The organism is Paenibacillus sp. YIM B09110 (assembly GCF_037167145.1).
Lineage (GTDB): Bacteria > Bacillota > Bacilli > Paenibacillales > Paenibacillaceae > Pristimantibacillus.
In genome coordinates this window covers 135,591-162,276 of sequence record NZ_JBANSP010000016.1, presented here as the reverse complement: position 1 = coordinate 162,276, position 26,686 = coordinate 135,591, and the positions used below count along the sequence as shown (strand labels likewise).

Below are 26,686 nucleotides of genomic sequence, written 5' to 3'. Positions count from 1 at the left end.
GGCGGAGCTGGTGGTGGCGCAGGCGGCGGAGCTGGAGGTGGCGCAGGCGGCGGAGCAGGCGGCGGAGCTGGTGGTGGCGCAGGCGGCGGAGCTGGTGGTGGCGCAGGCGGCGGAGCTGGTGGTGGCGCAGGCGGCGGAGCTGGTGGTGGCGCAGGCGGCGGAGCTGGCGGAGGCGCAGGCGGCGGAGCTGGTGGTGGCGCAGGCGGCGGAGCTGGAGGCGGCAAAGGCGGTGCAGGCGGCGGTGGCGGTCAAGGCATCGAGAACAACCGTCCTGCCCCTGGCGGCGAGAACAGACCAATGCCGAACGGGCGTCCTGAGAACAACCGTCCACATGGTGGAACTGGCAATGGCGGAGGCAATGGCACTGGATCCGGCGCGGGTCAAGGCAGCCAAGGCGGCAACGGAAACAACATCGCGCCGAACCGAGTGCAAGAGAACGCGCCTGCTCCAGGTGCGAGATAATCGTTATTAGAACAATGGCTGTTCCGCCGAATGAAAGTTCGCGCGGGACAGCCTTTACTTACTGTTAGACCTATTATGGTTGAGTTTATTTATATGTGGAAAATTGGTTGACGCCCGACATTTGGGAATATATGATCGGAGTAATTGCTTGTACAGAAAGTCAGAAGAGCCACAGGCTTGTGTCCTGTGGCTCTTTATTTTTAAGATGAAAGGAAATTATTAACTTTATGAACATTACTTCATCTATTACGCAAAATCAGTTGGTCGACGTGCTTCTCAATGTAGCAGTAGTAAGACCTGTTTTTGTTTGGGGAGCCCCTGGTATCGGCAAATCATCGCTTGTACAGCAATTTGCAGATAGGGTCGGTCTTCCGTGTGTTTCATTGCTGGGAAGTCAGCTTGCGCCAGAGGATCTAATAGGTGTACCGCAAATAATTGATGGCAAAAGCCGTTTCTGTCCGCCTAGCATAATTGCTAGAGAAGATCCGTATTGCCTGTTCCTTGATGAACTTAACGCATGTACGCATGAGGTGCAGAAAGCCTTTTACAGTCTCATTCTAGAGAAAAGGATTGGAGAATTTACACTGCCTGAGGGGTCAGTAGTCATTGCAGCGGGCAATCGCGCGCAGGACAGCGCCATTGTCAAACCGCTTTCTTCTGCTCTAGTGAATCGGATGTTCCATGTTCAACTGAAGGTATCGCATCAAGAATGGCTGGAGTGGGCGTATCAGAACGATATTCATCCCCTTATTCTGGAGTACATCCAGACGAGACCTGATCATTTGTGGACACTTCCTCCAAAGCATGAAGAGCCGTTCTCTACACCTCGTTCCTGGCATATGCTTAGCGACGCATTGAAGGAATACGGCGAACGCTTAGATAATGATATGTTGGAAATACTTACGAATGGCTGCTTAACGCCACATCACGCAGGCCAGTTTAGAGCGTTCCATAAGCAGTTGAAGAGCAAATACGAGCTAAAAGCCATTATGGAAGGGAACACATCGTGGCCGTATAAGCCAGAGGACCGCGATGTTTTGTATTTTTTATCGCAATCATTTCGGGCACAGCTCATCAAGGATTTGCCGGAGTCAAAGGACAATCTCTCCGAGCATCACAAAAAATTATCCCACCGTTCCAAGGCGCTTATTAAGGAGCTGAGCGCGATCAGTATGGAAATGGCACAGCTCGTAGCCGGTCGCGCAAGCGACGGGGAAACACTCCCGGACTGGTTTCTCGTAGAGCTCGTTAGGGATTTACCTCGTCTTGCCCAGAAGAAGGATAACTAACGATGTCCAAGAAGCTCAAGCAAGATAGCAACGACGTCTCATTGAAGCAATTCGAGGAAGGCCTCGCGATGATTGGGAAACATCCCATGTTCTCACCGCTTGTGTATCATTCACAAGTTATCCGTAGAGAAGGCAATCTATGTCCTGATACTGCATGGGCGGTCGTGACGGAGAACGGCCAAGTACACGTCCACCCAAAACGAAGAGGAGCCGCGGAGGAATGGATGTACATCCTTGCGCATTGCCTGCTGCATCTTGGATTCGGACATTTCCGTACGGTTGATCGTCAGGATCTGTGGAATGCTGCTTGTGATTGCTTCATAGCCAAGTTCCTATATGATTTGAAGCTCGGGCAGCCACCCTCGGATATGGAATCAAGAGTAGAATATGCGGCGAAGACAGAAGAGGAGTTGTATCAAAGCTTTGTTGAGCGAGGTTTGCCTGCACAATTTCAAGGCTTTAGTACCTCAGCACACGGAATTCCCGATATGATTATGCGGTCACCCAAAGAATATGGCTGGAATCGTCAAGTCAATTGGCAGGAATGTCTAGGCAAGGGACTGGCAATGGCCGTAACGAGTGCAGTTAAGGTGAGCGCAGGCTATGAGGCGTACCTTGGCGCTGACAAAGAAATAATTACTCCTGCGCTGAAAGCGCGCAGTTGGTTCATTAGCAGCTTTCCGCTGCTCGGAGCGTTGGCTGCCGATTTTACACTTATTGAAGATCCGGTATTGTGCAATAGACTTGAAATTTCTGTTGCGGCAGTACATGCAGAGCATAAAGAAATTTATATGAACCCGGCTGCCGGACTTGATGAACAGGAATGCCGCTTTGTTATGGCGCATGAATTCCTCCATGTAGGTCTAAGCCATCATACTCGCAGCGGAGGGAGAGATCCTTACCTATGGAACGTTGCTTGCGATTATGTTATAAACGACTGGCTCGTAGAGATGGGGATTGGCGCATTTCCGCGCATCGGCGGACTGCTTGATCCTGAATTGAAAGGTTTATCGGCTGAATCCGTATATGATCGAATCGTAAATGATATGCGATTATATCGAAAGCTCGCCACATTTCGCGGCATTGGCCTAGGAGATATGATCGGGGAGCAGAATGCCGATTGGTGGGGCTGCAAGGATGGCATGGCACTCGACGATTTCTATCGGAGCTGCTTAGGTCAAGGGTTGTCGCATCATCTGGATCAACAACGCGGATACATTCCCCTTGGACTAGTGGAGGAAATCAAAGCGTTAAGCCAGCCTGCCATTGCGTGGGACGTTGAGCTGGCCCAATGGTTTGATCACTATTTCTCTCCTATCGAGAAAGTTCGTACATATGCGAGAGCAAGTCGAAGACAAGCGGCAACGCCGGATATCGCGAGACCGAGATGGGTGGCGGATAGTGGCAGCGATGATGGGAGGACTTTCGGGGTCATATTGGACACATCAGGCTCTATGGATACGAAGTTGCTTGCCAAGGCGCTTGGAGCGATTGCCAGCTACAGCTTGTCAAGGGATGTCCCGCTTGTTCGTGTCGTCTTCTGCGATGCGGCTATTTACGATCAAGGTTATATGACGCCTGAGGCAATCTCTGACCGGGTAACGATTAAAGGCAGAGGCGGTACCATTATTCAACCGGCCATCGAGCTTCTGCAGCAGGCACAAGATTTTCCTAAGAAAGGTCCGTTGCTGATTATTACGGACGGTTATTGCGACAGACTGACTGTTCAACGCGAGCATGCCTATATTTTGCCCAAGGGTCAGCATCTGCCTTTCATTCCTAAAGGTAAAGTGTTTCGAATGGAATAACGCCTGCATGCGACCAATGGCAATGACTTCCGTAAAGTATTACAATGAAATTATTTCAAACTAACTTCTGGAGTGAAGCTTGCATGAAATCGGAAGCTCAGGTGAGAAAGCTTGGTGTCAGCAAATGGGCGAGTACGCTGCTTATTGGCGCTTTTGTCGGCATGCTGGCCGCTTTTCCTTTTCAACATACGTTCGTCGGCGGTATGATCTTCGCGATCGGCAGCGCGGCGGCGATCGGCGGCTTGGCGGACTGGTTCGCGGTTACGGCGTTATTCGGGCAGCCTCTTCGCGTGAAGTGGCCGACGTGGATGGGAACGAACATTATTTCAAGGAATCGTGAGCGGCTCATTAATGAGCTCGTCAGTATGGTGCAGTCCGAGCTGTTATCCATTCCTAACATTCGAGCGAGGCTCGATGAGCATAATATCGGCGCCGTATTGTTGAACTACTTGACGGAGCATAACGGCGAGAAGGCTGTTAACGACATTCTCCAAAGGCTGGCGGGCGACGTTATGTCCAAAGCCGATCTGAAGGATTTAGCGAGCGTCGTTCAGAACTATTTACTGGATCATGCCGATGCCATTCAGGTGTCGGAGATTATAGCAGACGTAGGGGAATGGACGCTTCGTAATCGTTATGACGACCGAATCGTGGAGTTTCTTGCGGCGGAGCTGATCAAGCTGGTTAAATCACATTCGTTCCGTATGATTGCCGAGCGATTGATCGATTCCGCCTTACAATCTTATGAGAACGGATTGTCTCGCCGCAAATGGGTGAATTCCGCTGCCGGTCTAAGTGCGCCAGCTATAAGCGCTAAGCTGCAAAGCTGGTTGACAGGCTACTTGCAGGAAATGTCGGATGCTCATAATCCGCATCGGATCCAACTGAAAGAGATGATTGAGCAATATGTTGTTCGTCTGCGTACAGATGATCAGCTTCGGGCGCGTATTGAAGCGAGCAAGATGAAGCTTGTGAATAACTTGAAGGATCATATCCATGTGGATGCCTATATCTCGGAAAATCTCGAGTCGTTCAGGCAGGCGGCAGCTTCGGGCGCTGCTGGAGAGAGCGGAGCTTTCCCTTGGATTACGAGCAAGGTGCGGTTAGCTGTCGATCAAATGGAGAATAAGCCGGAGCTGCTTGATCGGATCGATGGCACGATTAAAACGTGGCTCTACGCCTTCATCGAACAGAAACATGATTATATAGGCAAGCTCGTTCAGGATAAGCTCAGCACCTATTCGGAGGAAGAGCTCATTAAGCAGGTCAAGCAGCATGCAGGACGGGATTTGCAATATATTCGAATTAACGGTACGTTAGTTGGCGCTTTTATAGGAGCGGTTCTCTATTTATTGACTTATATCGTTGAATGGCTCACATCATCGCTTGGGGGGTAGGATACAATGATTATGAGAAAGTGGGCAAATGGCAGTCTCGTTGTGCTGTCCGTGCTGTTCATTGGAGCGTTATGCTGCGTCGTTGCTTATCCTGAAGCTTGGTGGGCTCGCATGCTGTTATATACGTTTGAAGCAGGTCTCGTTGGGGCGCTGGCTGATCTGTTCGCTGTAACCGTGCTGTTCCGGCATCCATTCGGCATTAAGCGATTTCCGCATACGGCGATCATACCGAGGAACCGCGATAAGCTGGTTGACAGCGTCGTCACCATGGTGGAAGAGCAATTGCTCAGCAAAGAATCGCTTAAGGCAAAGGTGAAGCAGTTCCATATCGTCGAGGTATTGGTCGGCTGGGTAGACAGGAGGCCTGACGGTTTCGTATCGAAACAAGGCTGGGCAATTATTGCTACGCTATTGTCCAAGATTGATCTGGAAGGCGTATCGGTTAAGCTCGATGAGCAGGCACGCAAAGGACTGCGTCAAGCGAACGTAGCTCCTTATGCCGGTACGGCGCTGAAGTGGGTGCTTGCGAAAGGCGACTTCCAAAGATGGATTGGCGGTATCATTGATTTCGCAGCCCAGCGGATCGCCGTAGAGGAGACGAAGCAAGTCATCCGAGATATGATGATGAAGGAAAAGGATAAGTTCGAGAATACGGGCGGCACCGTGTCCAAATGGTTCAAGCGAATGGCAGTGATCGTCGCCGAATCGACCGACTCGCTGAATATTGACGATGCTGCCGAAGCGATGTACCGTGATATGCTCGCTTTCATCGAGCAGCTTCGTAATCCCGAGCATGAGCTGCGCGTTCTCGTATCGGATATGGTACACAAGCTTGCTGACGATCTTCAGCATAGCCATGAGCTGTCCGGGACGGTGAACAATTGGAAGAACGATGTGCTGGATAAAATATCGCTGCTCCCATCCATACAGTCATTGCTTGGTTCGTTCAAGCAAATGCTGACGGATGATGGAGAATTGAAATACATTGTGACGGAGAAACGATCTGTTAATCACGATGATATTAAGCAATGGGTAGGCGAGTTCATCCAAAGCTATTGGGACTGGTTCAAGAGCAGCCAATCGTCGAAGGACTGGCTGGAAGGGTATGTTCAACAGTTCATCGGTAAGCTGATCGAGACTCAGCATGGCTTAGTCGGCATTATTGTAAGAAGAACGCTGGAGGATTACACGGAGGAGAAGCTCGTGGTGTTCATCGAGAGCAAGGTCGACACCGACCTCCAGCGTATTCGGCTGAACGGCGCGCTCATCGGCTCCTTGATTGGAGCTGGACTATTCATTTTCCTGCACGGCATATACCGTCCGATTCTGGATTGGTTGGCTTAAGATTCGCACGGAAGAGAAAAGTGAAACTATGTTGGATTTTCGCAGCAACTTTTCGAGATTTGGGACCTTTCCGAGAGCTATATTGGATATCCGCATTAACTTTTACCATTAAACCTCTTTGACTACCATCTGGCTCGAAAGTTAGTGCAGAAATCCAACATAGCCTGCGAACCATGTTCCCGCTGCGCAAAGTTACTGCTGATATCCAATATAGCTTGCTCGGCTCATCGGTTGGCCCAGTAGAATCTGAAGGGGCTACTGTTAGCCGTATATATAAGATCGTCAGAACTTATGTTGGGAGGCATATGGATGATTGAACATATCACGCATTATTACAATTCCGTACCCTTTAAAAGCCTATCTGCTCTATCCAAGTCTGAGGCTCTGAAGAAAATGGAGGAATTATGCGACGATACTCCTTTTTTCGAACGGTTTAAAGAACCGCATCAATACTGGGAGAGTCGATTGGAAGCAGAGACATGGCTGAGAGAAAAGTTCATTGAAAAGGGTGGAACACCGCAAGCGGGCTATCCTTTTTATTCCGTTCTTGGGACGTCTGATTGGATAGAAAATTATTCCTTATCGGCGGGATTGGAAGTGAACAAGATACAAATCCCCCTTTCCATTTTTCACGAAGGAGATATTAGCTTTACACTGCCGGACAGTATGGTTTCCTTTTGGATCGGAAGAGACAAACCGAAGGAATATTATCATCCTGCTTACCATGGAAAAGTGTTTACGCGATCAGAAGTGAAGAGGATGGTAACCGCCGATTTATTGCATGCATTAGAATCCATGCACCCGCAAGGCACAATTCCCTATGTTGAAGCTCAGATCTGGAATCATAAAATTGCGGAAAATTATTATTTAAATGGAAGTGCGAGGCGGTAAAATGTTCGTCCTCAACAAACGCAAGCAGGAACCAAGCTTGCGTTTTTTTGTTTTTCTATTTCCTTTTCGAATTTTCCTTATAGTAAGGAAGCTTCGGTTCAAAGGATTGAAAGTATTGTGTCTCGTTTTTCTGGCGGCACTGCTCTTCGTTACGCCGGTTGCTCAAGCTGAAGGCATTAAGTTGAACTTGGATGGACAAGTCGTAAAGAGCAATGTGCCGTCGATTTATAAAAAAGGAACGATGATCGTGCCGATCCAGGATATCTCGACTGGATTGGGCGCCACCTATGTGTGGGATGCAGCAGCAAAATCCTTGGTTGTCAAAAAAGGCAATACAACCGTGAAGTTCATAGAGAACGCGGTTAAAGCAACTGTCGCATTCGGTTCGATAACGACAGAAACCACGCTTAGCCAGCCGTTGCAAACGATCAACAAGCATCTGATGGTTCCACTTCGCTTCGTAGCGGAAATATTCGGAGCAACGGTAAAATGGGATAATACATTGCAAGAAATTCAACTTTCGTTAGGCGTGGTGTCTGGTGAAGTCGGGGAGACTGGAGCGGCAGGGCCGCAAGGTCAGCAAGGCTCTCAAGGTCCAGCAGGCTCTAGAGGCCCAGCAGGCCCGGCGGGAGCAGCAGGTCCAGTGGGTCCAGCAGGTCCAACAGGTGCGACAGGGGAACAAGGTGAGCAAGGGATTCAAGGTCCAGCAGGATCGGACGGAGTCAATTTTGCAGAGGAAGGATTTTCGGCTTTCTTGGACGGTCAGTCTACTAGTTCCACAACAAAATTAGAAGGTTGGTCTACGAGCGCTCCTTATTACGAGGGTAATAACTTTGACGCGACAACCGGTGTGTATTGGCTGCATTGCCAGCGTGTTTATTCATCAAGGCGCTTAATCTCGTCTAGAGAAAAGCCTAGGCTTGGATAAGACCGCGTTGCTGTACAACTGCATTAATCGCCCTTCGTGGGACCTGCTGCTATATAACGGACAGAGGTTGTAAATCGTTTAAACCAACTAATCCCTTGAGCCGTTCATGCCTTCGCTATTACAGTTATAAGTAATAGGAAGGAAGGGGATTGTTGCATGACGATTGTTGTGAGGAAAATGATTGTACCGGACGATTACGAAGCAGTGGCCGCCATCATGACGGAGCATTACTCTGAGGAAGTAACCGTGGAGAAGATGAGGGACGAGGATGCGATTATACCGTTAACGGGGCAGCTTGATCGTGACGGGCAGGGACAGCTTACCGGCCACGACCGGCTGCGACTCGTCGCGTTGAACGAAGAAGGACGGTTAATCGGTTACGGTCACGCTTGGCGAGCGCCTTGGTCGACGCCGGGTGTGTTGTATGAGCAAATTATCGTGGGCCGAAAAGAACGCCAAGGCGGGGGAGGACGCGCGATCTACGAGGCGTTGATGAGCTACTCGGCAGAAGTGGGTGCGAGCAAAATCGTAGCCGATGTACGGGATGACGATCCGGAATCGGTGCGCTTCGCCTGCGCTAGAGGGTTCACGGAGGATCGGCATTTGTTCGAGTCGGTAATCGAGTTGGAAGAAGCTGACGAGCGTGGTGACTTGACTTCCACACGGTTGGATGATATTCGCTTGTTGACGTTAGCCGATCTTCCCGGCGGCGAGCAGATCGAGCGCGAAGTGTATAACCTTTATTTCGCAACTCATCCGGATATTCCAGGCTTCGAGGGCGAATACATGTGGTACAGCGAATGGCGTAAAAGGACCGTAGACCGGGAAGATTTCGATCGCTCCTTGGTTCTCTTGGCTAGCGAGGGGGAACGTATCGTGGGGGCAGTTGAACTGCGGACGTTCGAATCGACTCAGAGCGTCTATAACGAGTTCACTTGCGTCGATCCGGCCTACCGCGGACGCGGTATTGCGTTGGCGCTCAAGAAGCTTTCCATTCATATCGCACGCAAACGCGGCTTCCGCTACATTCGAACGAATAACGATTCGTTGAATGGTCCGATGCTGGCTATTAACCGCAAGCTTGGCTACAAGCCGGTACCGGGTTATTTGCAAATGGTGGCGGAGTTGGCAGGGGACTAGTATTGATATACTTCTAACGATTTTTGTTTAATGAGTCTGGCCTGATAGGGTTGTATTTAATTGGCCGAATACAGATCGTAGATGCCGCATGCCGAGGTTTATGCTTGACGAGATGTTGATACATGCGTATTCGGCCTAACCGATCATTGCTATGGATGATGATTTTGGCCGGATAGGCGGCATTCGCTGCGATATATTTGGCTACGGTGGAACCTTTCGGTTGCCCAAGGCCTAGATTGTAGTCAAGCGAAAGCACAGAGATCCGATTAGCTTTGATGATCGCGATGCACATATTCGCCGTACGCGCCAAGCGGTAGCCTGCGGGGCAGCGCCTTCTATCATCGAGAAACAGCTTCACTCTGATTCCTCCCCTCTGCTTCGTTTTGTTCAATACCCTACTTTATGTCTATAGCGCGGCGATCGTTTGGGCGAGTCGCATCGTATGGGAGAAGAAGGTATTTTATGTTCAAAGAAGAATGTTAGACTTAGCAGAGCCATTTTGTCGAGGGAGGAAATGGATTGAATCATACACTGATTAAAGAAATTACTCATGACAATCGGAAAATATATCCTCAGGTTTACATGATCAAGCCCGGACCAGTAACGATACAACAAATTCCTAATCTGCAATATGTGTCGCAGGAAATGAATACAGCTTTCCATATGGATTGGACTGGACATCCAGAACCTCTGGGTGAACAATCGATGTTAGCGAAAGTTGTGAATCAATTAAAGCGAATTTCAAAGGAATCATTAGGTTATAAATTTAAACTGATGCCGCATGAAATCATCTGGCACAATTCGAATGTGAATGATACCTATTCCGTTACACAATTGATGCAAGTTCCCGATTGTATTACTGTGGAAATGTTCGAAGAGGCACGTACTTGTGTTCAAAGGAATTTACGTAATAACATGCTCCCTGAAACGAAGCTGATAGGAGTAAAATCAGTTCTATGCGCACAAAAACTCCATATTGGACACTATCGTGACACTCAAATTACGCTTCAAGAAATATACGATTTTGTTGAGGAACAAGGATACAAAGTAAAGGGCAATCACAGAGAAATCTATCTTACTCCTGCGATGGCGGACTGTCATCCGCCTGAAACATGGAAAACGATTGTTAGAGTTGAAATCGGACGATAACGCAATAAACAGCGGTAGTCTTGGACTTTATTTAACGTCCATGGCTGCCGCTATTTGCTTTTTGGGTAATAGTGGCATTTTGGGCAGCTAAATTGGGCTGTAGGAGAATAAGTGCCCCATTAGTTTGATTTTGGGCAACTAACGGGGCTTTTTTCACGCGATGAGCGGAAAATGGTGATTTAGTTCGATGAAATGCTACTAAGTGAAGCCTGTTAGGGTAGAGGACGAAATTAGTTCGACGAAATGCAGTTACAGCGTGTACGCAGCTATCGCAGCAATGGAGGAACTCTATTCTCGGAGAGCCGGGCTGCCTAGATTATGGTAAAATAGTTGCAAACGAAGGAGGAGAATATGCTGCTGGATCATTATTCGGATTTCATTCGTGCGCTGCCGAGCGGCCAGCTTGCGAAAGAGCAGCTGCTTGTGGAAGAGCTGCTGCTGGACGCTACTCCGTCTCAGGCAATGAAGCTCTATTATATTCCTTTCGAATATGTGAATGAGAGCGCCAAAGTGTTCATTATCGGCATTACCCCAGGGTTTACGCAAATGCAAATCGCTTTTCAAACCGCTCGGGACTGCCTGAACGCGGGCGTTCCGTTAGGTCAAATCGATCGTGAAGCGAAGAAACAAGCGAGCTTCGCAGGCACGATGCGCCGCAATCTAATCGACATGCTGGACAAGCTCGAGCTGCACAAGGCTCTCTCCATACAAAGCAGCGGCGAGCTGTTCGAGGAGCGTCGCGACCTGCTGCATACGACCTCAGTCATTCGTTACCCGGTCTTCGTGAATGGCAATAACTATACCGGACATAGTCCGTCTATCTTGAAATCGGAGACGCTCTATCCATACGCCGAGCGAATCTGTCTTGCGGAGCTTCTAGCGGTAAAGGATGCGCTTCTTATCCCGCTGGGCAAAGCGGTCGCTGAGGTCATAGAGTCTTTTGCGGCGCAGGGCTTGGTGGCTCGCGAGCGGTGTTTGTTTGATTTTCCGCATCCGTCAGGGGCGAACGGGCATCGATGGACACAGTTTGAGGCGAATAAGGACAAGCTGACCAGACAGATTGTTGAGTGGTTTCAATAATATAATCTGATGCAAGATTGGGAGGAATATCGATGCGAGTATCAAAAGGACAAAAGGTCGACGTTACCAAAGGAAGAAACGTCGCCGAACTGGCTCTGCACTTTGGGTGGACAACGGCGAATGCCGCTATGAGCATTGATGCAGCCGCATTTCTGCTATCGGAGCGGGGGCGATGCGAGCGCGACGAGGATTTTATTTTTTACGGCAACCCGCTTGCGCGAGATGGGGCTTTGATGCATACCGAATCAGACAAGGGCGACAAGGAAGCTATTAAGATAGCATTAAGCCGAGTAACCAGCCACGAATCGAAAATCGCTTTTACCCTAACAATTCACGAAGGCGAACAGTCCGGACATTACATGCAGGACGTATCGGGGTTGTATGTCCGACTGATAGATACGACTACCGGCGAAGAGTTATACCGCTACGAATACGGCGAGGATCTAACGAAGGAGACGGCCGTCGTGATCGGCGAGCTGTATAGACATAACGGTGAGTGGAAGTTCAACGCGATAGGGAGCGGTTTCTATGGCGGGCTCGCGGCTCTTTGCACAAGCTTCGGACTCGAGGTGGAAGCACCTGCGTCCGCTGATATGCTAGAAGTAGCGGCTGCGGTGGAAACCGCGATTCCATCCACCATCGATTTGCGCAAAAAAGCGGTGCAATTCACGTTGCAGAAGAAACAGCTGACGAACGTCGTTGCTAGAGTAGGAATCGTGCTTGATATTACCGGATCGATGCAGCCGTTATACCGAAACGGTACTGTCCAAGAGGTCGTCGAACGTATATTGGCGGTTGCAACCCAATTCGACGACAATAAAACTCTCGATGTGTGGGTTTATGATACGGAGTTCAGCCGTCTTCCTTCGGTGACGGAGCGGGAGCTTGGCCGATATGTGGAGACGCATATTATGAACAACAGCCACATTCATAAGTTCGGCCGCAATAACGAGCCCCCAGTGATGGAGGACGTGATCCGCAAGTATACGGAGGAAGAATCCGAATCAGATACCCCGGTCTTCATTGTTTTCATTAATGACGGCGGTGTTGTGAAACCGATCAAGAAGGTGATCACATCATCATCCGTATTGCCGATCTTCTGGCAGTTCGTCGGCATCGGTCAGTCGGATTTCGAGGTGCTGAAGAAGCTGGATACGATGGAAGGGCGGGTGGTGGACAACGCTAACTTCTTCCATCTCGACGCGATCGAGAGGGTATCGGATGAGGAGCTTTACGACAAGCTGTTGAATGAATTTCCGTTGTGGCTGAAGGAAGCGAAGAACAAGAGAATTATTAGATAAACGACACGTTAGCTGGAGCATATTGGTATTGAATTGAATCATTGGCTCGCGTATCATAAATAGACTCATAGAATAGAGAGAGGAGTGCTTATGAGCATGCGGATAGCCGATTTTTTTGATCGGGCTGCCCTTACCGGCAGTCAGGCGGAAGCGATTGCTAGGCTGGAGAGCTTCATTAACGGCAGTAATCAGGCTTTCGTATTAAAGGGTTACGCGGGAACGGGAAAAACGTTCATGTTAAGCCGTCTATGCGAATACTTTAATGCGGTAGATCAACCGTTTCGCTATATTGCGCCTACAGGCAGAGCGGCCAAGGTGCTGCGCAAAAAAACGAATCAACCGGCATCTACGATACATAGTCTTGTCTATCAATTGGACCCCAAACATTCTGTTCTCGAGCTGGAAGAGGAACAATACAAACTCCTGTTCCGCCTCCGAAACAATGAGGATTCGATAAATACCGTTTATATCGTGGACGAGTCTTCGATGGTCTCGGACACCTACAGCGATAATGAACACTTGAAGTTCGGCTCCGGGAAGCTGTTGTCGGACTTCTTAGCTTATGCAGCTCTCGACCGATCGCGGCGGAAGGTCATATTTATTGGCGATTATGCGCAGCTCCCTCCCGTCAACAGCCGAATGTCGCCGGCATTGTCCATCGATTATTTGGCAGATAAACATGCGCTGGCTTGCGAGCATTTCGAGCTGTCCGATGTATATCGGCAAGCACAGGACAGCGGCATCCTTCAGGCTTCGATGCGCATTCGGGGCGAGCTTGAGAGTGCAAGCTACAGCGCGTTAACGATACAGAGCAACGAGAAGGATATCCATGAAATTCCGATTGAACGATCGGTTGATGTCTTTAGCTCGCGGTGGTCGCCTGCCGATGAAGAGAGCATTATATTAATTGCTCAGACGAACGATGCGGTCTACAAGTACAATCGGGCGATTCGCCGCAGACTGGGCATGAACCCTAGCGATATTGTGCAGGGCGATCAGTTGCTGGTCGTCAAAAATACGATGGTCGATGGCGTACCGCTATTCAACGGCGATTTCATCAACGTCGTGCGTGTCAGTCCGAACCCGGAGATCCGAAGAATTCGCTTAAAGGGCGAAGAGGAAGAGGTTAAGCTGTCGTTCCGGACCGTAATCGTCTCATTGACCGGATTAAATGGCGAGCCTTTGCAAGTGAAGACAAAGGTGTACGAGAATTTGCTGTATTCAGGAGAGCGGGAAATTCCGCAGCTGGAGCAGCGGGCATTAATGGCGGATTTTCGTATGCGCAATCCTCATCTGAAGCAAAAGCAAGAAATGTTCTCGGAGATGCTTCGCTCCGATCCGTACTTTAACGCCTTGCAGGTGAAATACGGCTACGCGATTACAGGTCACAAGAGCCAAGGCGGCGAATGGAAGTCGGTCATCGTCGACTACAGATTCACCAGCTCGACGCGAAGCGAGCAATATTTCCGCTGGGCATACACAGCTACAACGCGGGCCAAGAGCAGCCTGTACACCATCTATCCGCCGGCAATCGAGCCGCTCGAGGATATTCGCTTCGATTCGGATGCCGTAGGGCAGCTTGCCGAGGGCGTGGCGGATAAGCTTCGGCGCTATAATCTTCTACCTTCGGATATCGAATATAAACCGTATCAGTTCATCTGGCATGTGCGGACTGAGAACGCGGAGCAGCGTATTTCCGTCCATTATAACGCCAAGCTGGCGATCAGCTCCTATCAATTGCTGGACGGTGTCCGCAACCTTGACGATCGGATTATGAAGCTCATCATGGATACTTTCGTTACAAGCGAAAGCTCCGATTCCAGCTCCGGCGGTGACAGCTCTCCTTCTTCAATGGTTCATGCGGTTAAGGAAGCCGTCGTGCCGCTGCTTGTTGATGCCGTTGCAGATTATGAGCTGATCGCTGTAACCGAACATCCCCATGTTGTGAAAATAAGAGGATTAGCGCTAGGCGAAGAGCTGGTGCTTAATGTATATTTCAACAAAAACAACGTCTTTACGAAGCTGATCGTCGAAAAAGGAATTCAAACCCTCTCTGAGCAAGTATTGTTGCTCGTTAGGCAGAAGCTGCAAGCCGTCAAGATCGGGCAAAGCGTGCGCTAGAAGGGAGCAGCTTATGATGAATCCATCCCAGCAAGAAGCCGTTATAACAACAGAAGGGCCGCTATTGCTGATTGCAGGGCCAGGTTCGGGCAAGACGCGAACGTTGGTTAATCGGGTAGCGCATCTTCTAATTGATAAGCAAGTACCTCCAGAGCGGATTATGATCTCGACATTCACGCGCAAGGCGGCGTTCGAGCTTCAATCGCGGCTGCTCCATCGTCTACAGGAGCTGGGGGCGACTGTGAACGTGCAGAACTTGCTGATCGGCACGCTTCACTCGATCTTCCTGACGCTGCTGGACAAGTATCGGCCGCTTACGCATTTGCGCAAAGGGTTCCGGTTGTTGGATGACTTCGAGCTGCATTATTTGGTGTACCGCAATCTGGACCGTTTTCTTGCGATCGAGAATGCGGTTTACTTGACGCTCAAGGACGGATCATACAAGGACCCGACGCCGATTAGCCGATCGCAGCGTCTCGTCTATTGGCTGAACAAGGTTAATGAAGAGATGCTCGATCCGCAGCAGTTGATCGCATCGAACGATGTTCCGATTAGAGCGCTCGGCGAAGCCTATCATCTCTATGAGCAGCTTCTGCGCGAGCTGAACGCGCTTGACTTCGGCATGATTCAGATGACGATGCTGAAGCTGCTGCAGGAGCATCCGGCCGTGCTTCAGGAAATAAGCGGTTCTATTCAATACATGATGATCGATGAGTATCAGGATACGAATACGATTCAAGAGAAGCTTATCTTGCTGCTTGCAGGCGAGCATGGCAATCTGTGCGTCGTAGGGGATGACGACCAGTCGATCTATCGTTTCCGGGGCGCAACGGTGCAAAACTTGGTGCGGTTCGAGGAGCATTTCGAGCCGGGAGCGTGCAAGGTCATTGAACTGGACGTCAATTACCGTTCGCATCCGCGCATTATTAATTTTTTCGCGTCATGGATGAAGCTATGCAATTGGAAGGATGGTTACGGTACTTCGTATCGGCTGGAGAAGACGATTAAACCCGATAAGCCGGATAACGGCAAGACGTCGCGGGTTATTAAGCTGGCGGGCTCTCGCAATGAGCGGCATTGGCATGAGGAAGTGTATCACTTTCTGAACCATGTCATGGAGCGAGGCGTTATTACGGACTGGAATCAAGTCGCCTTCTTGTTCCGATCGGTGCGCAGCCCGGAAGTGAAACGGCTGACGGATTACTTGGAGCAGCGCGGCATTCCCGTCTTCGCCCCTAGGCGGAACGCTTACTTCGATCGTCCGGAAGTTCAACTAGCGCTCGGCACCTTCGCCGTATTGTTCTCTTCCATCATCGATGAGAGGCAGTTGCCTTCTTATATCAGGACATGCACGAGGCTGCTTCGGAACGAGTCGTTGTCGCCCGAACATATCGAATTCGTTGTATGGGTCAAGGCAATGAGAAAGTCATTCGCTGACGTGGAACAAGGGTCAGCGGCTTCCGAAAGCTTGCTCGATCTGTTCTATGAGCTGCTGCAGTTTCCGATGTTCCACAAGCTCGTTGCGACAAAGGATCTTGGCAGCGCAAGAGAGAGTCGGGAAGTACGCAATATGGCGGCGTTGACCAAATGGTTGCTGCGTTTCGAGCAGCTTCACGAAACGAATACGAAGGTGCTTGGGCTGGCGGACAAGCTGCTGAGCTTCTTCGATTTCATCGCTTATGTACAGGAGATTGGGCAGGATGAATATGAGGATGAGTCGGACTATGCGCCTAGCGGATCGGTATCCTTCTTCACGTTCCACCAGTCGAAGGGTCTGGAGTTCCCCATTATTGTGACAGGCTCGTTAGACAGTACGCATTATTCGCAGTCGGACTGGATCGAGGAAACGCTGCGTCCTTACTACGCGAGACAGCCGTTCGAGCCGCTCGCCCAGACGAGCGAATATGACTTCTATCGTCTGTTCTATACGGCTTTCTCCCGTGCCCAGGAGCTGCTTGTGCTTACAGGCAACGAGCAAGAACCCGATTATCGCGGCAGAGGCCAGTTGCCTTCGGAGTATATCGAACCTTTGTATAGGCGGCTGCGAAGCTGGCGCGATCCGAACGTGTACTTGGATGAGCTTAAGGCGACACCGGTTAAGCCCATTGTTCTGCAGCGAAGTTATGCGTATACAACGGATGTTGCGCTGTATAATGATTGTCCGCGCTATTACTTGCTGCGACGCGTATTCGGCTTCGAATCGGCGGCGGGCGCTCCGGCATTGCTAGGCACGCTCGTTCACTTTACGATTGAGGACATGCATCAGACGATGCAGACAGGCATACAAGTAACGGAGCAGCAGCTAGAGGCGTGGGTTGAAGAGCATTACGCCGCGCTGACGCAGACTGGACTGGAAGCTCCTGTGGAAATGAAACGTCAAGCTTATGAACATACGTTCAGCTACTTGCAATATGTAAGGCTGAATGAGCTTGGCGTCGTGTCCTCGGAGCTAGCCGTATCGTCCTTTGTCAGCGATTATTTGATGAACGGCAAGCTGGACGCGGTTCTAGAGCGTGATGGCCGCTACGAAATCATCGACTTCAAGACGGGACGCAAACCGAGAAACGATGAGGAGCAATCGCGGTACAAGAAGCAATTACTACTGTACGCTGCCCTGTGGGAGAACCGGACCGGCTTGCGGGCAGAGGCGATGCGGTTGTTCTATACGGGCGAGGCGGATGGCGAGCAAGTCGTGTCGTTCACTCGCGAGGAGAGCGAGCTGCAATCGGCAATGGCCGAGATGGCGGAGACGATTCAGCGCATCGAGTCGAAGCAATTCGACGTGGCGGAATCGCCATTGGCTGTGTGCGGCCGCTGCGATTTTAAGCGCTATTGCCACGGGATGGCAGTAGTATAAGTTCAATGAGAGGGCAGCCGCTGCGAATAGCGGTTGCCCTCTTTGTCTTGCCTTGTATGAAATAAAGGGAATTCCCCCTGTTAACTTCACTGATTTCGCTCATCCGGCTGACAACCTGAGCTTTTAACGGGAGTAATTCCCACTAATCGATAAAAGCAGGCCGAGAGTGCCGCATTAACGGGAGAAATTCCAGTTATTCGTACAACGTTGCTTAGTCTACACCGCGAGCGTAAAATAGCCCCCACCTTGTTATCAAGTTGAGGGCAGTTTTACGCTTACATAAAAACGAAATAATTGTGTTTGCTGCATTGTCGCCCCCGGTAAAGGAATTTTTACATGACTGAGGATGCAAGCCTATTCTGAGAAACAAGGTTACTATCGGAACTTTCCCGTAAAGTTGATAATGTGTACTTTTGATAGGCTAAGAAGATTGAAAACATTATTATAAAGTGATGTCAGGGATATTCAGCGAACTTATTTCGTTTTTTGTAAGGAGAGTAGTTATCTCGGTGTAACTGTCGTCTGCCCCATACTGTTCTGGGAATACACGTTTCGCTGATCGACCAAGATCATGCCGTTAGTGATTTGTTCCTCCCCAATCTGATATCGCTCGATTACGCGACCATCGCTCGCAGAGACGGATACGACAGCTCCGTCTAACCCGCCGACATAAAGACAATCCTTCACTTGCAATGGAGGCACTAGCGATGCTTCGGCCAATTGCTCCTCCCATATCACTTGGTTAAGCACGAGATCGTACGCATACAGGTTACCTGCGCTGTCGGTAATATACAGCATCTGTGCCGCAACTGCAGGCATTGCTTGAACATTTCCTTTCATTTCAAATTCAGTTTCCAACTCGCCCGTCCCGGCATTGAACACATATACCTTGCGCTGGCCGAAGCCGATAATCAAGTTCCGGTCGGCAACAGGGATCATCGTACGAAGGAGCGGCTCCGGCACTTGCACCCTCCAACGCAACTCACCGTTCAGAAGATCGAGACCATAGAGCAATTGCCCCTCATCTCCAAATACGTAAGTGTCATTCACTTCGTATGTCTCAGTCGCTATAGGGCTCTTCGCTTCGTAATTCCAGATCAATGCGCCGCCAGTCCATCCTGATGAACTCCAATCGAACTTATTCGCCGGAGGTTCCCCCGTGTATTCGATATCCGTATATTTGCTAACCGTATAACTGTATTGATCGTATTTTGTTTCCCGTTTCTTAAGCCCTCGTTGTTTCCTTAAATGCTCATTATAATGATCCGGCAGTGGCGAAGTATCGTTTGAAACGCTGGATTTCTTGCTGTTCTTGATAGCGATCCAAACGGTCTTCTCAATGCTGGCGGACACTGTTTGATTGAGGTTTATATCCGAAATATAGAATTGAAGTTCCGAATCTATCATGTGAAACATGGATACCGCTTCAAGTTTCTCTTCCACCTGATAAGTCCAGATGGGGGATTGTTCCTTCAGATTAAAAGCTTTGATTTGTTCATAATTCTGACCTACAATGACCGCAAGCTCCCCTTCTTGCAGACGAAGCAGATTGGGAAATGCCATATTCTCCTGTTTCTCGTCGATGACAGCTTGCACATCCGTCTTAATCCAATCATGCGTAATGTTCGCTGCACTCCCCGCCAGGAAGAGCGCAACAATCGTAATTAGACACCCCTCATGATTGAAGGCCTTGTGAACGATGAACAAAATACCAGACAATACGATCACAAATATTATAATCCCGCCAACCCAACCCAAAACATCCGATGTAAGAACCCCTTCCACCTGAATACCCCCGTTTGCTGTCGTTCAATGTCTATTTTAGGTTTCGATAAAAAGCACACAATTCCCTCTATATTGGAACATTATCCTCACCGTACATACGTAAACGACAAACAGCCCCCGTCTTGTCATCAAGTTGAGGGCTGTTTCATGTATGATCTAAGACTTAGAAATGTGGCAGGTCAATAGCAGCGTGGAAGACCACGGAAGTATAAGTTGTCCAGTGCACCGGAATTTGCAAGGCCAGGCAACTGAGGGGGCTGTTCGAACAGGTACATGAGGTAACGAAACGGATTCAAGCCATTTTCTTTCGCCGTTTCGATCTCTAGCCGGCCATCCTGCAGAAACGCCGTCAGCTTTTTCCATTGTTTCATGCTGTAAGCATCCAAAAAGGGGGCGACTGCGCTCCATACGGATGCTTATTTGGTATGGTTGGGATTCAGTTCTCGCTCAATGGCAAACAGCTCATTACAGAACGGAATCCCCTGTTGGGCTACTGATTCTGCTTTAAGCGTCCACATGAAACGGCACTTAAAGGTGGGCTGGAATTGACGCTTACTCTACACCAACACCTACGCCTTGCGAAGGCCGCTCCACGAGAGCCGGCGTATCTCTGACGCTGTTTTTCCCGTTGATTGCTTTATGAGACGCGCGAGATGATGCGAGGTTTTGAAGCCGCAACGATGGGCGATTTCGGTCACGTTAAGACCCGTATTCGTCAATAGTTCTACGGCGCGTTCAATGCGGTATTGCCATAAATAATGAATCGGCGTCGTCTGCTCGAACTGCTTGAACAAGCGAACGAGATGCTCCGCCGATACGCCGGCATGATCCGCGATGGCTTTGAGCGATACGTCGTCGTTATGGTGCTCGTGAATCCAATCAAGCGCGGCGTATACGGCCGGGTGCTTCTCTTGCTGGAGAAGCGCTCGCGACGATTCGTGCGGATATAACTGGAGCGCGGCGAGACCTAAGCTGCGCAGCACGGGATCGGTATGCTCCGACTGTCGCTGGAGGTTCAGAATGAGGTCCGTAAGCCGATTCATCTCCTCCGTCAGCGGCAAATATTCGGGCAGTGCGTACAGGTCTTCGCGCACAGCTTCCTCCAGTTCAGGCGCATGAACGGCAATCCAGCGGTGCCAGGTTTCCTCCGTGCGCGAGAAAGTGAACGACTCTTCGTGACCCGGCTTCAGCAGCACCGTATGTCCGGGCTGTACATGAAGCTCGCGGCCGTCAATCGTGACCGTCATCTCGCCTGTATACAGCATGACGAGCTGAATGTCCTGCTGGATGCGCGGACCGAATCTTCCGCCCGGAGGATAGACGATGGAGCCGGAGGTTATGGAGGTTATCGATTCATAGGATACAGCGTTAGCGCTAAGCAACATGCGATCACCTCGATATGAAAATAGAGAATATCAATTGCAGATACATTTTAGTAAATTACAGCCATTGTTGGAACATGTCTGTAAGCGTATGCTTTGAGTATAGCAAATGGCAATCCAATAAACAGTAAAGGGGATACGCAATGATGAATACTACTTTCACACCGCCGCTTAAGCCGCTCACGGAGGAGCAAGTTGAGTTTTTCAGAGAGCAAGGTTACTTTCTGTATAAGAAGGGAATGTCGGATGATCTAATTGATGCCTTTAATGGACACATCTACGATATTCGCAACCAAAGTCCGATGCCGGAGTGGGCGGCCTGCGACGAAGCGAAAAAATATTCGCTGCGATTATTTAATCCGCATAAGCATGACAGCTTCTCCAGACAATTGATGAAGAATGCCATCGTGCGCGGAGCGCTGGCACAGCTAATGGGCAAGGAGGCCGTATGCGTGCAAAGCATGTACTTTTACAAGGAGCCGGGCTCGCCGGGGCAAGCCGCGCATCAGGACTATTATTACATCAAGAATGATCCAATGACTATGATTGCGGCTTGGACAGCGATGGAGGAAGTCGTTAATATCGAGAACGGCTGCCTATGGGTAATGCCGGGAACGCATAAGCTCGGACTGCTGCCTCACGGCGCCGTGAAAAACATCGAGGAGCATGAGCATTGGACGGAGGAAACGGAAGGCGTGGACACGTCGAGACAAATTCCGGTCGAGATGGAGAAAGGCGATATTTTGTTTTTCAGCGAGCTGCTTATTCACTCCTCGAACAAGAACCGGAGCAAGGACCGCTGGCGCCGCTCGTACGTCTGCCACTATATCCGCGAGGACTCGAACGTCCTGCACAGAGAGGATCTTCGTCAGAAGTTCCCGTTATATTAATTGGCTTAATAGAGAAGCCGCATGGAAGTGAAAGCTTCATGCGGCTTTTTTTGGGCAAAGCTATGAGGATTTATGCAAGTACGCATGGGCGACGAACACAACGAAAGATATGAGGGAAGCTGCCATGCCCAAATACAAGACGAGCGAAATGCCGGTCTGATCGTATATCGTACCGTAGATCGTTGGCGCGATCATACGGCCGGCGCTGCCGAAGCCGCCAACAATGCCCATGTAGAAAGGCGCGCTTTTGCCCGCATTTTCGGAGAAGAAGGTCGGAATGACCGGAAGGAGCAGCATCTCTCCAAGCGTACATACGATCATGCCGATCACCAAACATATATAGTAGTCATGGAATAGGGCGATGAATAAATAACCTGCCGTGCAAATAACGGAGCTTGCCACGATCTCCATGCGAAGCGAACCGGCAAGTCTCCTCTTGATCCAATTGGTAATCGGCTGCCCGGCGAATATAACGATACCGTTAGTCGTCCATAGCAGGCTGTACATCGATAGCGGGTAACCGCCGTCGCTCAGATAAGGCGCGATACCGCTATTCCATATCATAATCGAGACGAAAAATAGCATCTGACCGATGCCCAGAAATAAATAGATACGGACATTCATCAGCTTCTTGAGCAGCGGCAGATCTTCCTCCATTCCCGCGATAGAGGAGCTTGCAGCCGATCTTGACGTCTTCATCGCCAAGTCGTTAGCCGTGGAACGGCGTTCGGTTTGCATGAATAAGAGAAGGAAGACGCCGAAAGCGACCGTCGACAATGCCGTAACGACATAGGTCATCGAAAATGAGATCGCCGCGATGAGTCCGCCGACCGAAGCGCCGACGGCCAGTCCGATATTGTTCCCTACGTAGATGGCGTTATACAGCTTCCGCCGATGGTCCGGCCAGCGAAAGCCGATATAGGCGTTGATAGCCGGCGCAGCAACCCCGTTCATTAATCCGTAGATGCTGGTCATCGCCACGTATATCCAGTAATCTCTCGTAAAAACGACCAGTCCGATTAATAGACCGGAAATGACCATCGACGTTACGATTAAATTTTTCGGTCCGAATTTATGATACATGGCTCCGCCAACGAGCTGCCCGATGACGCCTGCGAGCGCTTGGAATAACAGCACCAATCCCGCATCGGCATAAGATCTGCCCAATACTTGATGCACGTACAGTGTCGTCAACGGCCATAGAATAGAGCTGCCGATCGCGTTTGCCAAGCTTGCCGCTATGAACGAGATCGCGTCCTTCGGATAGCCTCCTATTAATTTACGCCAATATGTTATTGCTAAAAATCCCACTGCGGATACCACCTTATCGTTGCTGCAACTGACTCTTGCTGTTTTTGGAAACGCAATTACGATCATACTCGTTTGCGAGTGAATTAGCCATGTTAGATCATTCCATTCATACGCGCGGGATTACAATTATCTATAGTAGAGCAGCCGGTTGGCCGAGGCGTTGCGGAACTCCGTCGGCGTCAGATTCGTCATTTGCTTGAAAGACTTCATGAAATGCTGACTGTCGTGGTAGCCGAGCTGCAGCGCGATTTCGTTGACCGTCTGGTTCGTGTCCGTGAGAAGGAACGAAGCTGCTTCGATCTTCTGCTGCATGATGAACTGCTTGAGCGCTACGCCGGCAATCGTCGAGAACAGATGCGACAAATATTTGGCGTTATAGCCGAAATGATCGGCGATCTGCGACACCTTCAACTGCTCGGACCGATTCCAAGCCATATAATCGACGATATCGTTATAGAGCTGAAGCTGCTTCAGCTTTTTGTTCGGCGCGTTTTTGGACAAGTAGGCTTGGTTATAGAGCTCGCATAAGATGCTCGTCGTCAAATAGTTATTCAGCGTCGTATCCTGATAGCTTCGCACGGAATCTTGCAGTTGCTTCATCAGTACGACGATTTTGTCGTTACTCAGCGTACCTTTGCGAGGGATGACAATGCTCCCCTCTTGTGGAACATAGGACTCGATCTCACAGCTGTCCGTTAAGTGGTCGTCCACCGTAAAATGCAGCCAATAAAAACTGCAATCCGACTTCTGATAGCCAAACTGCTTGGCGCGGGGCGGCATAAGAAGAAAGTCGCCTTCCTGCAGCGCATGCTGCTCCTCTTCATCGGCTATAAACAATTGCCCCTTCGTCTGAACGAACAACTCGTATTCCATCAGCAACCTGCTCATATGCGTCCAGTCGGGAGATGGCGAAACGAACTTGCCCGTCATCTTCAGGGCAAGTGGTTTTTCGACATTAAGCCTGTATCCGAGCATTCTGTCCTCACCTTCCTCATCTAACCTTTTCACATGTCGATAGGCATATTGTTAATAGGATAACAGGCGGTTAATGCAATAACAACCCGATAAAGTATAGTTTTTTGTTGGAGCAGCAACGAGAGAGGAAATCTGACTTTTTTACACGAATTCGAACGTTTTACCACTTATGCTAGTCGCCGTATAACGCTAATCTGTAAATAGATTTGATAGCGCTCTATTAACGGTAGATGAAAGGTGGAAGTAAGATGACGATACAAGAAGCGACGCTGAGACGGGGCGATTTGCTCGATTTCGGAATGGATAAGGTGGTGCTGACGGGACCCTATCACGTCAATGCTTTTGCGAAAGAGCTTGAATATTTGCAGAGCTACAACATCGACCGTCTGCTTGCTGGTTTTCGGACCAATCGGGGACTTGAGCCAAAAGCCGAGATCTATCCGGGCTGGGAAAATACAGAGATTCGAGGGCATACGCTCGGCCATTACTTAACGGCGTTATCGCAGGCCTACACGAATACGAAAGATCCGGTGCTGCTGGAGAAGCTTGATTATTTGGCGTCCGAGCTGGCGCAATGCCAATTCGAGAGCGGGTACTTGTCGGCGTTTCCCGAGACGCTGATCGACAATGTAGAGAATAAGCAACCGGCATGGGTTCCTTGGTATACGATGCATAAGATTATCGCGGGTTTGATCTCCGTCTATCATGCGACAGGTTCCAAGATTGCCTTGGATACGGTCGTCCGGTTAGGCGATTGGGTGGCCTCGCGCACGTCGCGTTGGTCGGATGAATTGCAAGCGACCGTACTTGCGGTAGAATACGGCGGAATGAACGATTGTCTATATGAACTGTACAAAATTACGGGCGATGCGAAGCATCTGGACGCAGCGCATAAGTTCGACGAACTGCCGTTGTTCGAAGCGACCGCGCAGGGCAACGATATTCTGAGAGGCAAACACGCCAACACGACGATTCCGAAGTTTCTCGGCGCGTTGAACCGTTACTTGGCGGTTGGCGAGAGCGAGAGCTTTTATCTGGATGCGGCGAAAAAGTTCTGGGATATCGTCGTATATAACCATAGCTATATGACCGGCGGCAACAGCGAGTCCGAGCACTTCGGCGATCCCAATACGCTGAACAGCAGGCGTAGCGATATTACTTGCGAGACATGCAACAGCTACAACATGCTGAAGCTGACCCGCGAATTGTTCAAGCTGACCAAAGACCGGAAGTATGCGGATTTCTACGAAACCAACTATGTGAATGCCATTCTCTCCTCGCAAAATCCGGAAACGGGCATGACGATGTACTTCCAGCCGATGGCGACGGGTTATTTTAAAATATACAGCTCGCCGTTCGACCACTTCTGGTGCTGTACCGGCACGGGGATGGAGAGCTTCACGAAGCTGAATGACAGCCTCTACTTCCATAAAGGCAACGAGCTATTCATAAATCAATATGTAAGCTCGACGCTGCAGTGGAGCGAGCAAGGTGTTCAGATTACGCAAAACACGGGCATTCCGGAAAGCGATCAAACGACGTTTACGGTGGCAATCGAAGACGGACAAGTGAAACCGCTCAAACTGAGCTTCCGCGTTCCTTATTGGGTGAGAGGCGAAGTCGCCGTGAAGCTGAATGACGTGGCTGTATCGGCTGAAGCCGTGGATGGCTTTATCTCTGTAGACCGGACATGGAGTGATGGCGATCAGCTTGTGCTGACGCTTCCGATGAAGCTGATCGTCTCGCGCTTGCCGGATAACCGGAATGTCGTCGGTTTTGCGTACGGTCCGGTCGTGCTGAGCGCAGCGCTTGGAACCGAGGATATGATCCAAGCTTCGACAGGTATTATGGTCCGCGTTCCAACGCGAAGAATGCTCGTCAAAGACTTTATTATCCCGACCGGCATGACGGCCGAGGAATGGATTGAAGGGGCCGAGCAGCATGTCGTCCAAGAGGGCGACATGCTGAGCTTCAGGCTTCAGAATACCGACGAGGATGAGCGGTTGCTGTTCACTCCTCATTATAAGCAGCATCATGAGCGTTACGGTATCTACTGGAACATCGTGGAGGAAGGCTCGGATGAGCTGAATGCGCATTTGGAGAAGGGCAGATGGGAGCAGCTCGTGAAGGATGCTACAATCGATAGCGTTCAAGTCGGCAACGATCAATACGAGCTGCAGCATGAGATCAAGGGCGAAGAGACGTTCAGCGGCGCATGGGATGGTCAGAACGGCAGGCTGGCGCATGGCGGCGGCTGGTTCAGCTACAAGCTGAACGTTGATCCGGCTGGCGACAATGTGCTGCAAGTGATGTACTTCGCTATGAACCGCGACCGTGTCATGAACATTTACGTGGACGATCAATTGTTCGTCAGCGAGAGATCCGGTCCGGAATGGTGGCGCCGCGTATTCGAAACGAAGCATTACCCGATTCCGGCCGCGCTGATCGGCGGTAAGAATCAAGTGGAGTTCAAGTTCGTGCCGGATGAGCAGGTTAACGGCATCTACGGCATGCTGCGTACGATGAAGCCGATTGTAGAATAGACGGGTATACGAGAAGACCGCATGGAGCTTAGG

Annotated in this window: 20 protein-coding genes and 2 pseudogenes; 16 read left to right on the top strand and 6 right to left on the bottom strand. The window is 50.1% G+C overall.

The window, feature by feature from the left end:
* From V8F51_RS21775 to V8F51_RS21740, 8 genes and pseudogenes are all read left to right on the top strand, one after another.
* A pseudogene (locus V8F51_RS21775) lies at positions 1–462 on the top strand (peptidoglycan-binding domain-containing protein); the annotation flags it as partial.
* 227 nt (positions 463–689) lie between these two features.
* On the top strand, positions 690–1,751 hold the full coding sequence (locus tag V8F51_RS21770) for a MoxR family ATPase (protein ID WP_337102609.1): 1,062 nt from the start codon (positions 690–692) through the stop codon (positions 1,749–1,751).
* Positions 1,752–1,753: 2 nt separating this feature from the next.
* Positions 1,754–3,559 carry a vWA domain-containing protein gene (locus tag V8F51_RS21765; RefSeq protein WP_337102608.1) on the top strand — a complete coding sequence of 602 codons (1,806 nt, stop codon included), beginning with the start codon at positions 1,754–1,756 and terminating at the stop codon, positions 3,557–3,559.
* 44 nt (positions 3,560–3,603) lie between these two features.
* On the top strand, positions 3,604–4,956 hold the full coding sequence (locus V8F51_RS21760; RefSeq protein WP_337102607.1) for a DUF445 domain-containing protein: 1,353 nt from the start codon (positions 3,604–3,606) through the stop codon (positions 4,954–4,956).
* Between the two features lie 6 nt (positions 4,957–4,962).
* A complete protein-coding gene (locus V8F51_RS21755; RefSeq protein WP_337102606.1) occupies positions 4,963–6,300 on the top strand; it encodes a DUF445 domain-containing protein in 1,338 nt (445 codons plus the stop codon).
* Between the two features lie 309 nt (positions 6,301–6,609).
* Positions 6,610–7,191, top strand: coding sequence for a hypothetical protein (locus V8F51_RS21750; RefSeq protein ID WP_337102605.1), 582 nt, complete (start codon positions 6,610–6,612; stop codon positions 7,189–7,191).
* Positions 7,192–7,297: 106 nt separating this feature from the next.
* Positions 7,298–8,119 carry a copper amine oxidase N-terminal domain-containing protein gene (locus V8F51_RS21745; RefSeq protein ID WP_337102604.1) on the top strand — a complete coding sequence of 274 codons (822 nt, stop codon included), beginning with the start codon at positions 7,298–7,300 and terminating at the stop codon, positions 8,117–8,119.
* Positions 8,120–8,275: 156 nt separating this feature from the next.
* Entirely contained in the window at positions 8,276–9,259 is a 984-nt protein-coding gene (locus V8F51_RS21740) for a GNAT family N-acetyltransferase (protein ID WP_337102603.1), read from the top strand.
* 13 nt (positions 9,260–9,272) lie between these two features.
* Here the strand turns inward: V8F51_RS21740 and V8F51_RS21735 are convergent, their stop codons facing one another.
* Entirely contained in the window at positions 9,273–9,617 is a 345-nt protein-coding gene (locus V8F51_RS21735) for a cyclic-phosphate processing receiver domain-containing protein (protein WP_337102602.1), read from the bottom strand.
* A 161-nt stretch (positions 9,618–9,778) separates the two neighbouring features.
* Between V8F51_RS21735 and V8F51_RS21730 the strand changes: the two genes are divergently transcribed.
* The 6 genes and pseudogenes from V8F51_RS21730 (at position 9,779) to V8F51_RS21705 (ending at position 17,767) form a co-directional block, all read left to right on the top strand.
* Complete coding sequence (locus V8F51_RS21730; RefSeq protein WP_337102601.1) at positions 9,779–10,408, top strand: GyrI-like domain-containing protein; 630 nt, start codon at positions 9,779–9,781, stop codon at positions 10,406–10,408.
* 351 nt (positions 10,409–10,759) lie between these two features.
* Positions 10,760–11,488 (top strand): hypothetical protein, encoded by a 729-nt coding sequence (locus tag V8F51_RS21725; RefSeq protein ID WP_337102600.1) that lies wholly within the window; start codon positions 10,760–10,762, stop codon positions 11,486–11,488.
* Between the two features lie 32 nt (positions 11,489–11,520).
* Positions 11,521–12,036 (top strand): annotated as a pseudogene (locus V8F51_RS21720) (TerD family protein); the annotation flags it as partial.
* A 45-nt stretch (positions 12,037–12,081) separates the two neighbouring features.
* Complete coding sequence (locus tag V8F51_RS21715) at positions 12,082–12,789, top strand: vWA domain-containing protein (protein WP_337102615.1); 708 nt, start codon at positions 12,082–12,084, stop codon at positions 12,787–12,789.
* Between the two features lie 90 nt (positions 12,790–12,879).
* Positions 12,880–14,910 (top strand): ATP-dependent DNA helicase, encoded by a 2,031-nt coding sequence (locus V8F51_RS21710; protein ID WP_337102599.1) that lies wholly within the window; start codon positions 12,880–12,882, stop codon positions 14,908–14,910.
* 13 nt (positions 14,911–14,923) lie between these two features.
* Positions 14,924–17,767: an ATP-dependent helicase gene (locus tag V8F51_RS21705; protein ID WP_337102598.1), complete on the top strand. Its 2,844-nt coding sequence runs from the start codon at positions 14,924–14,926 to the stop codon at positions 17,765–17,767.
* Positions 17,768–18,268: 501 nt separating this feature from the next.
* Here V8F51_RS21705 and V8F51_RS21700 read toward each other — a convergent pair.
* The 3 genes from V8F51_RS21700 to V8F51_RS21690 all read right to left on the bottom strand — a co-directional run bounded on the left by V8F51_RS21700 (position 18,269) and on the right by V8F51_RS21690 (position 20,937).
* Entirely contained in the window at positions 18,269–19,552 is a 1,284-nt protein-coding gene (locus V8F51_RS21700) for an outer membrane protein assembly factor BamB family protein (protein WP_337102597.1), read from the bottom strand.
* 179 nt (positions 19,553–19,731) lie between these two features.
* Positions 19,732–19,923, bottom strand: a complete 192-nt coding sequence (locus tag V8F51_RS21695) for a transposase domain-containing protein (RefSeq protein ID WP_442956469.1) — start codon at positions 19,921–19,923, stop codon at positions 19,732–19,734.
* Between the two features lie 198 nt (positions 19,924–20,121).
* A complete protein-coding gene (locus V8F51_RS21690) occupies positions 20,122–20,937 on the bottom strand; it encodes an AraC family transcriptional regulator (protein ID WP_337102596.1) in 816 nt (271 codons plus the stop codon).
* A 143-nt stretch (positions 20,938–21,080) separates the two neighbouring features.
* Here V8F51_RS21690 and V8F51_RS21685 point away from each other — a divergent pair, with 143 nt between their 5' ends.
* Positions 21,081–21,824, top strand: coding sequence for a phytanoyl-CoA dioxygenase family protein (locus V8F51_RS21685; RefSeq protein ID WP_337102595.1), 744 nt, complete (start codon positions 21,081–21,083; stop codon positions 21,822–21,824).
* Between the two features lie 60 nt (positions 21,825–21,884).
* Here V8F51_RS21685 and V8F51_RS21680 read toward each other — a convergent pair whose 3' ends face one another.
* Together V8F51_RS21680 and V8F51_RS21675 are read right to left on the bottom strand one after the other, a co-directional pair.
* Positions 21,885–23,135, bottom strand: a complete 1,251-nt coding sequence (locus tag V8F51_RS21680) for an MFS transporter (protein WP_337102594.1) — start codon at positions 23,133–23,135, stop codon at positions 21,885–21,887.
* A gap of 126 nt (positions 23,136–23,261) precedes the next feature.
* On the bottom strand, positions 23,262–24,110 hold the full coding sequence (locus V8F51_RS21675) for an AraC family transcriptional regulator (RefSeq protein ID WP_337102593.1): 849 nt from the start codon (positions 24,108–24,110) through the stop codon (positions 23,262–23,264).
* Between the two features lie 248 nt (positions 24,111–24,358).
* Between V8F51_RS21675 and V8F51_RS21670 the strand changes: the two genes are divergently transcribed.
* On the top strand, positions 24,359–26,653 hold the full coding sequence (locus V8F51_RS21670) for a beta-L-arabinofuranosidase domain-containing protein (RefSeq protein ID WP_337102592.1): 2,295 nt from the start codon (positions 24,359–24,361) through the stop codon (positions 26,651–26,653).
* The last annotated feature ends 33 nt before the right edge of the window (positions 26,654–26,686 follow it).

What these genes read in the sequence shown, in the direction of transcription:
- V8F51_RS21750 (WP_337102605.1), top strand. Translation starts at nt 6,610, where the DNA reads ATGATTGAACATATCACGCATTATTACAATTCCGTACCCTTTAAAAGC.
- V8F51_RS21670 (WP_337102592.1), top strand. Translation starts at nt 24,359, where the DNA reads ATGACGATACAAGAAGCGACGCTGAGACGGGGCGATTTGCTCGATTTC.
- V8F51_RS21715 (WP_337102615.1), top strand. Translation starts at nt 12,082, where the DNA reads ATGCTAGAAGTAGCGGCTGCGGTGGAAACCGCGATTCCATCCACCATC.
- V8F51_RS21755 (WP_337102606.1), top strand. Translation starts at nt 4,963, where the DNA reads ATGATTATGAGAAAGTGGGCAAATGGCAGTCTCGTTGTGCTGTCCGTG.
- V8F51_RS21705 (WP_337102598.1), top strand. Translation starts at nt 14,924, where the DNA reads ATGATGAATCCATCCCAGCAAGAAGCCGTTATAACAACAGAAGGGCCG.
- V8F51_RS21725 (WP_337102600.1), top strand. Translation starts at nt 10,760, where the DNA reads ATGCTGCTGGATCATTATTCGGATTTCATTCGTGCGCTGCCGAGCGGC.
- V8F51_RS21765 (WP_337102608.1), top strand. Translation starts at nt 1,754, where the DNA reads ATGTCCAAGAAGCTCAAGCAAGATAGCAACGACGTCTCATTGAAGCAA.
- V8F51_RS21740 (WP_337102603.1), top strand. Translation starts at nt 8,276, where the DNA reads ATGACGATTGTTGTGAGGAAAATGATTGTACCGGACGATTACGAAGCA.
- V8F51_RS21760 (WP_337102607.1), top strand. Translation starts at nt 3,604, where the DNA reads ATGAAATTATTTCAAACTAACTTCTGGAGTGAAGCTTGCATGAAATCG.
- V8F51_RS21675 (WP_337102593.1), bottom strand. Translation starts at nt 24,110, where the DNA reads ATGCTCGGATACAGGCTTAATGTCGAAAAACCACTTGCCCTGAAGATG.
- V8F51_RS21685 (WP_337102595.1), top strand. Translation starts at nt 21,081, where the DNA reads ATGAATACTACTTTCACACCGCCGCTTAAGCCGCTCACGGAGGAGCAA.
- V8F51_RS21770 (WP_337102609.1), top strand. Translation starts at nt 690, where the DNA reads ATGAACATTACTTCATCTATTACGCAAAATCAGTTGGTCGACGTGCTT.
- V8F51_RS21690 (WP_337102596.1), bottom strand. Translation starts at nt 20,937, where the DNA reads ATGTTGCTTAGCGCTAACGCTGTATCCTATGAATCGATAACCTCCATA.
- V8F51_RS21710 (WP_337102599.1), top strand. Translation starts at nt 12,880, where the DNA reads ATGAGCATGCGGATAGCCGATTTTTTTGATCGGGCTGCCCTTACCGGC.
- V8F51_RS21695 (WP_442956469.1), bottom strand. Translation starts at nt 19,923, where the DNA reads ATGAAACAATGGAAAAAGCTGACGGCGTTTCTGCAGGATGGCCGGCTA.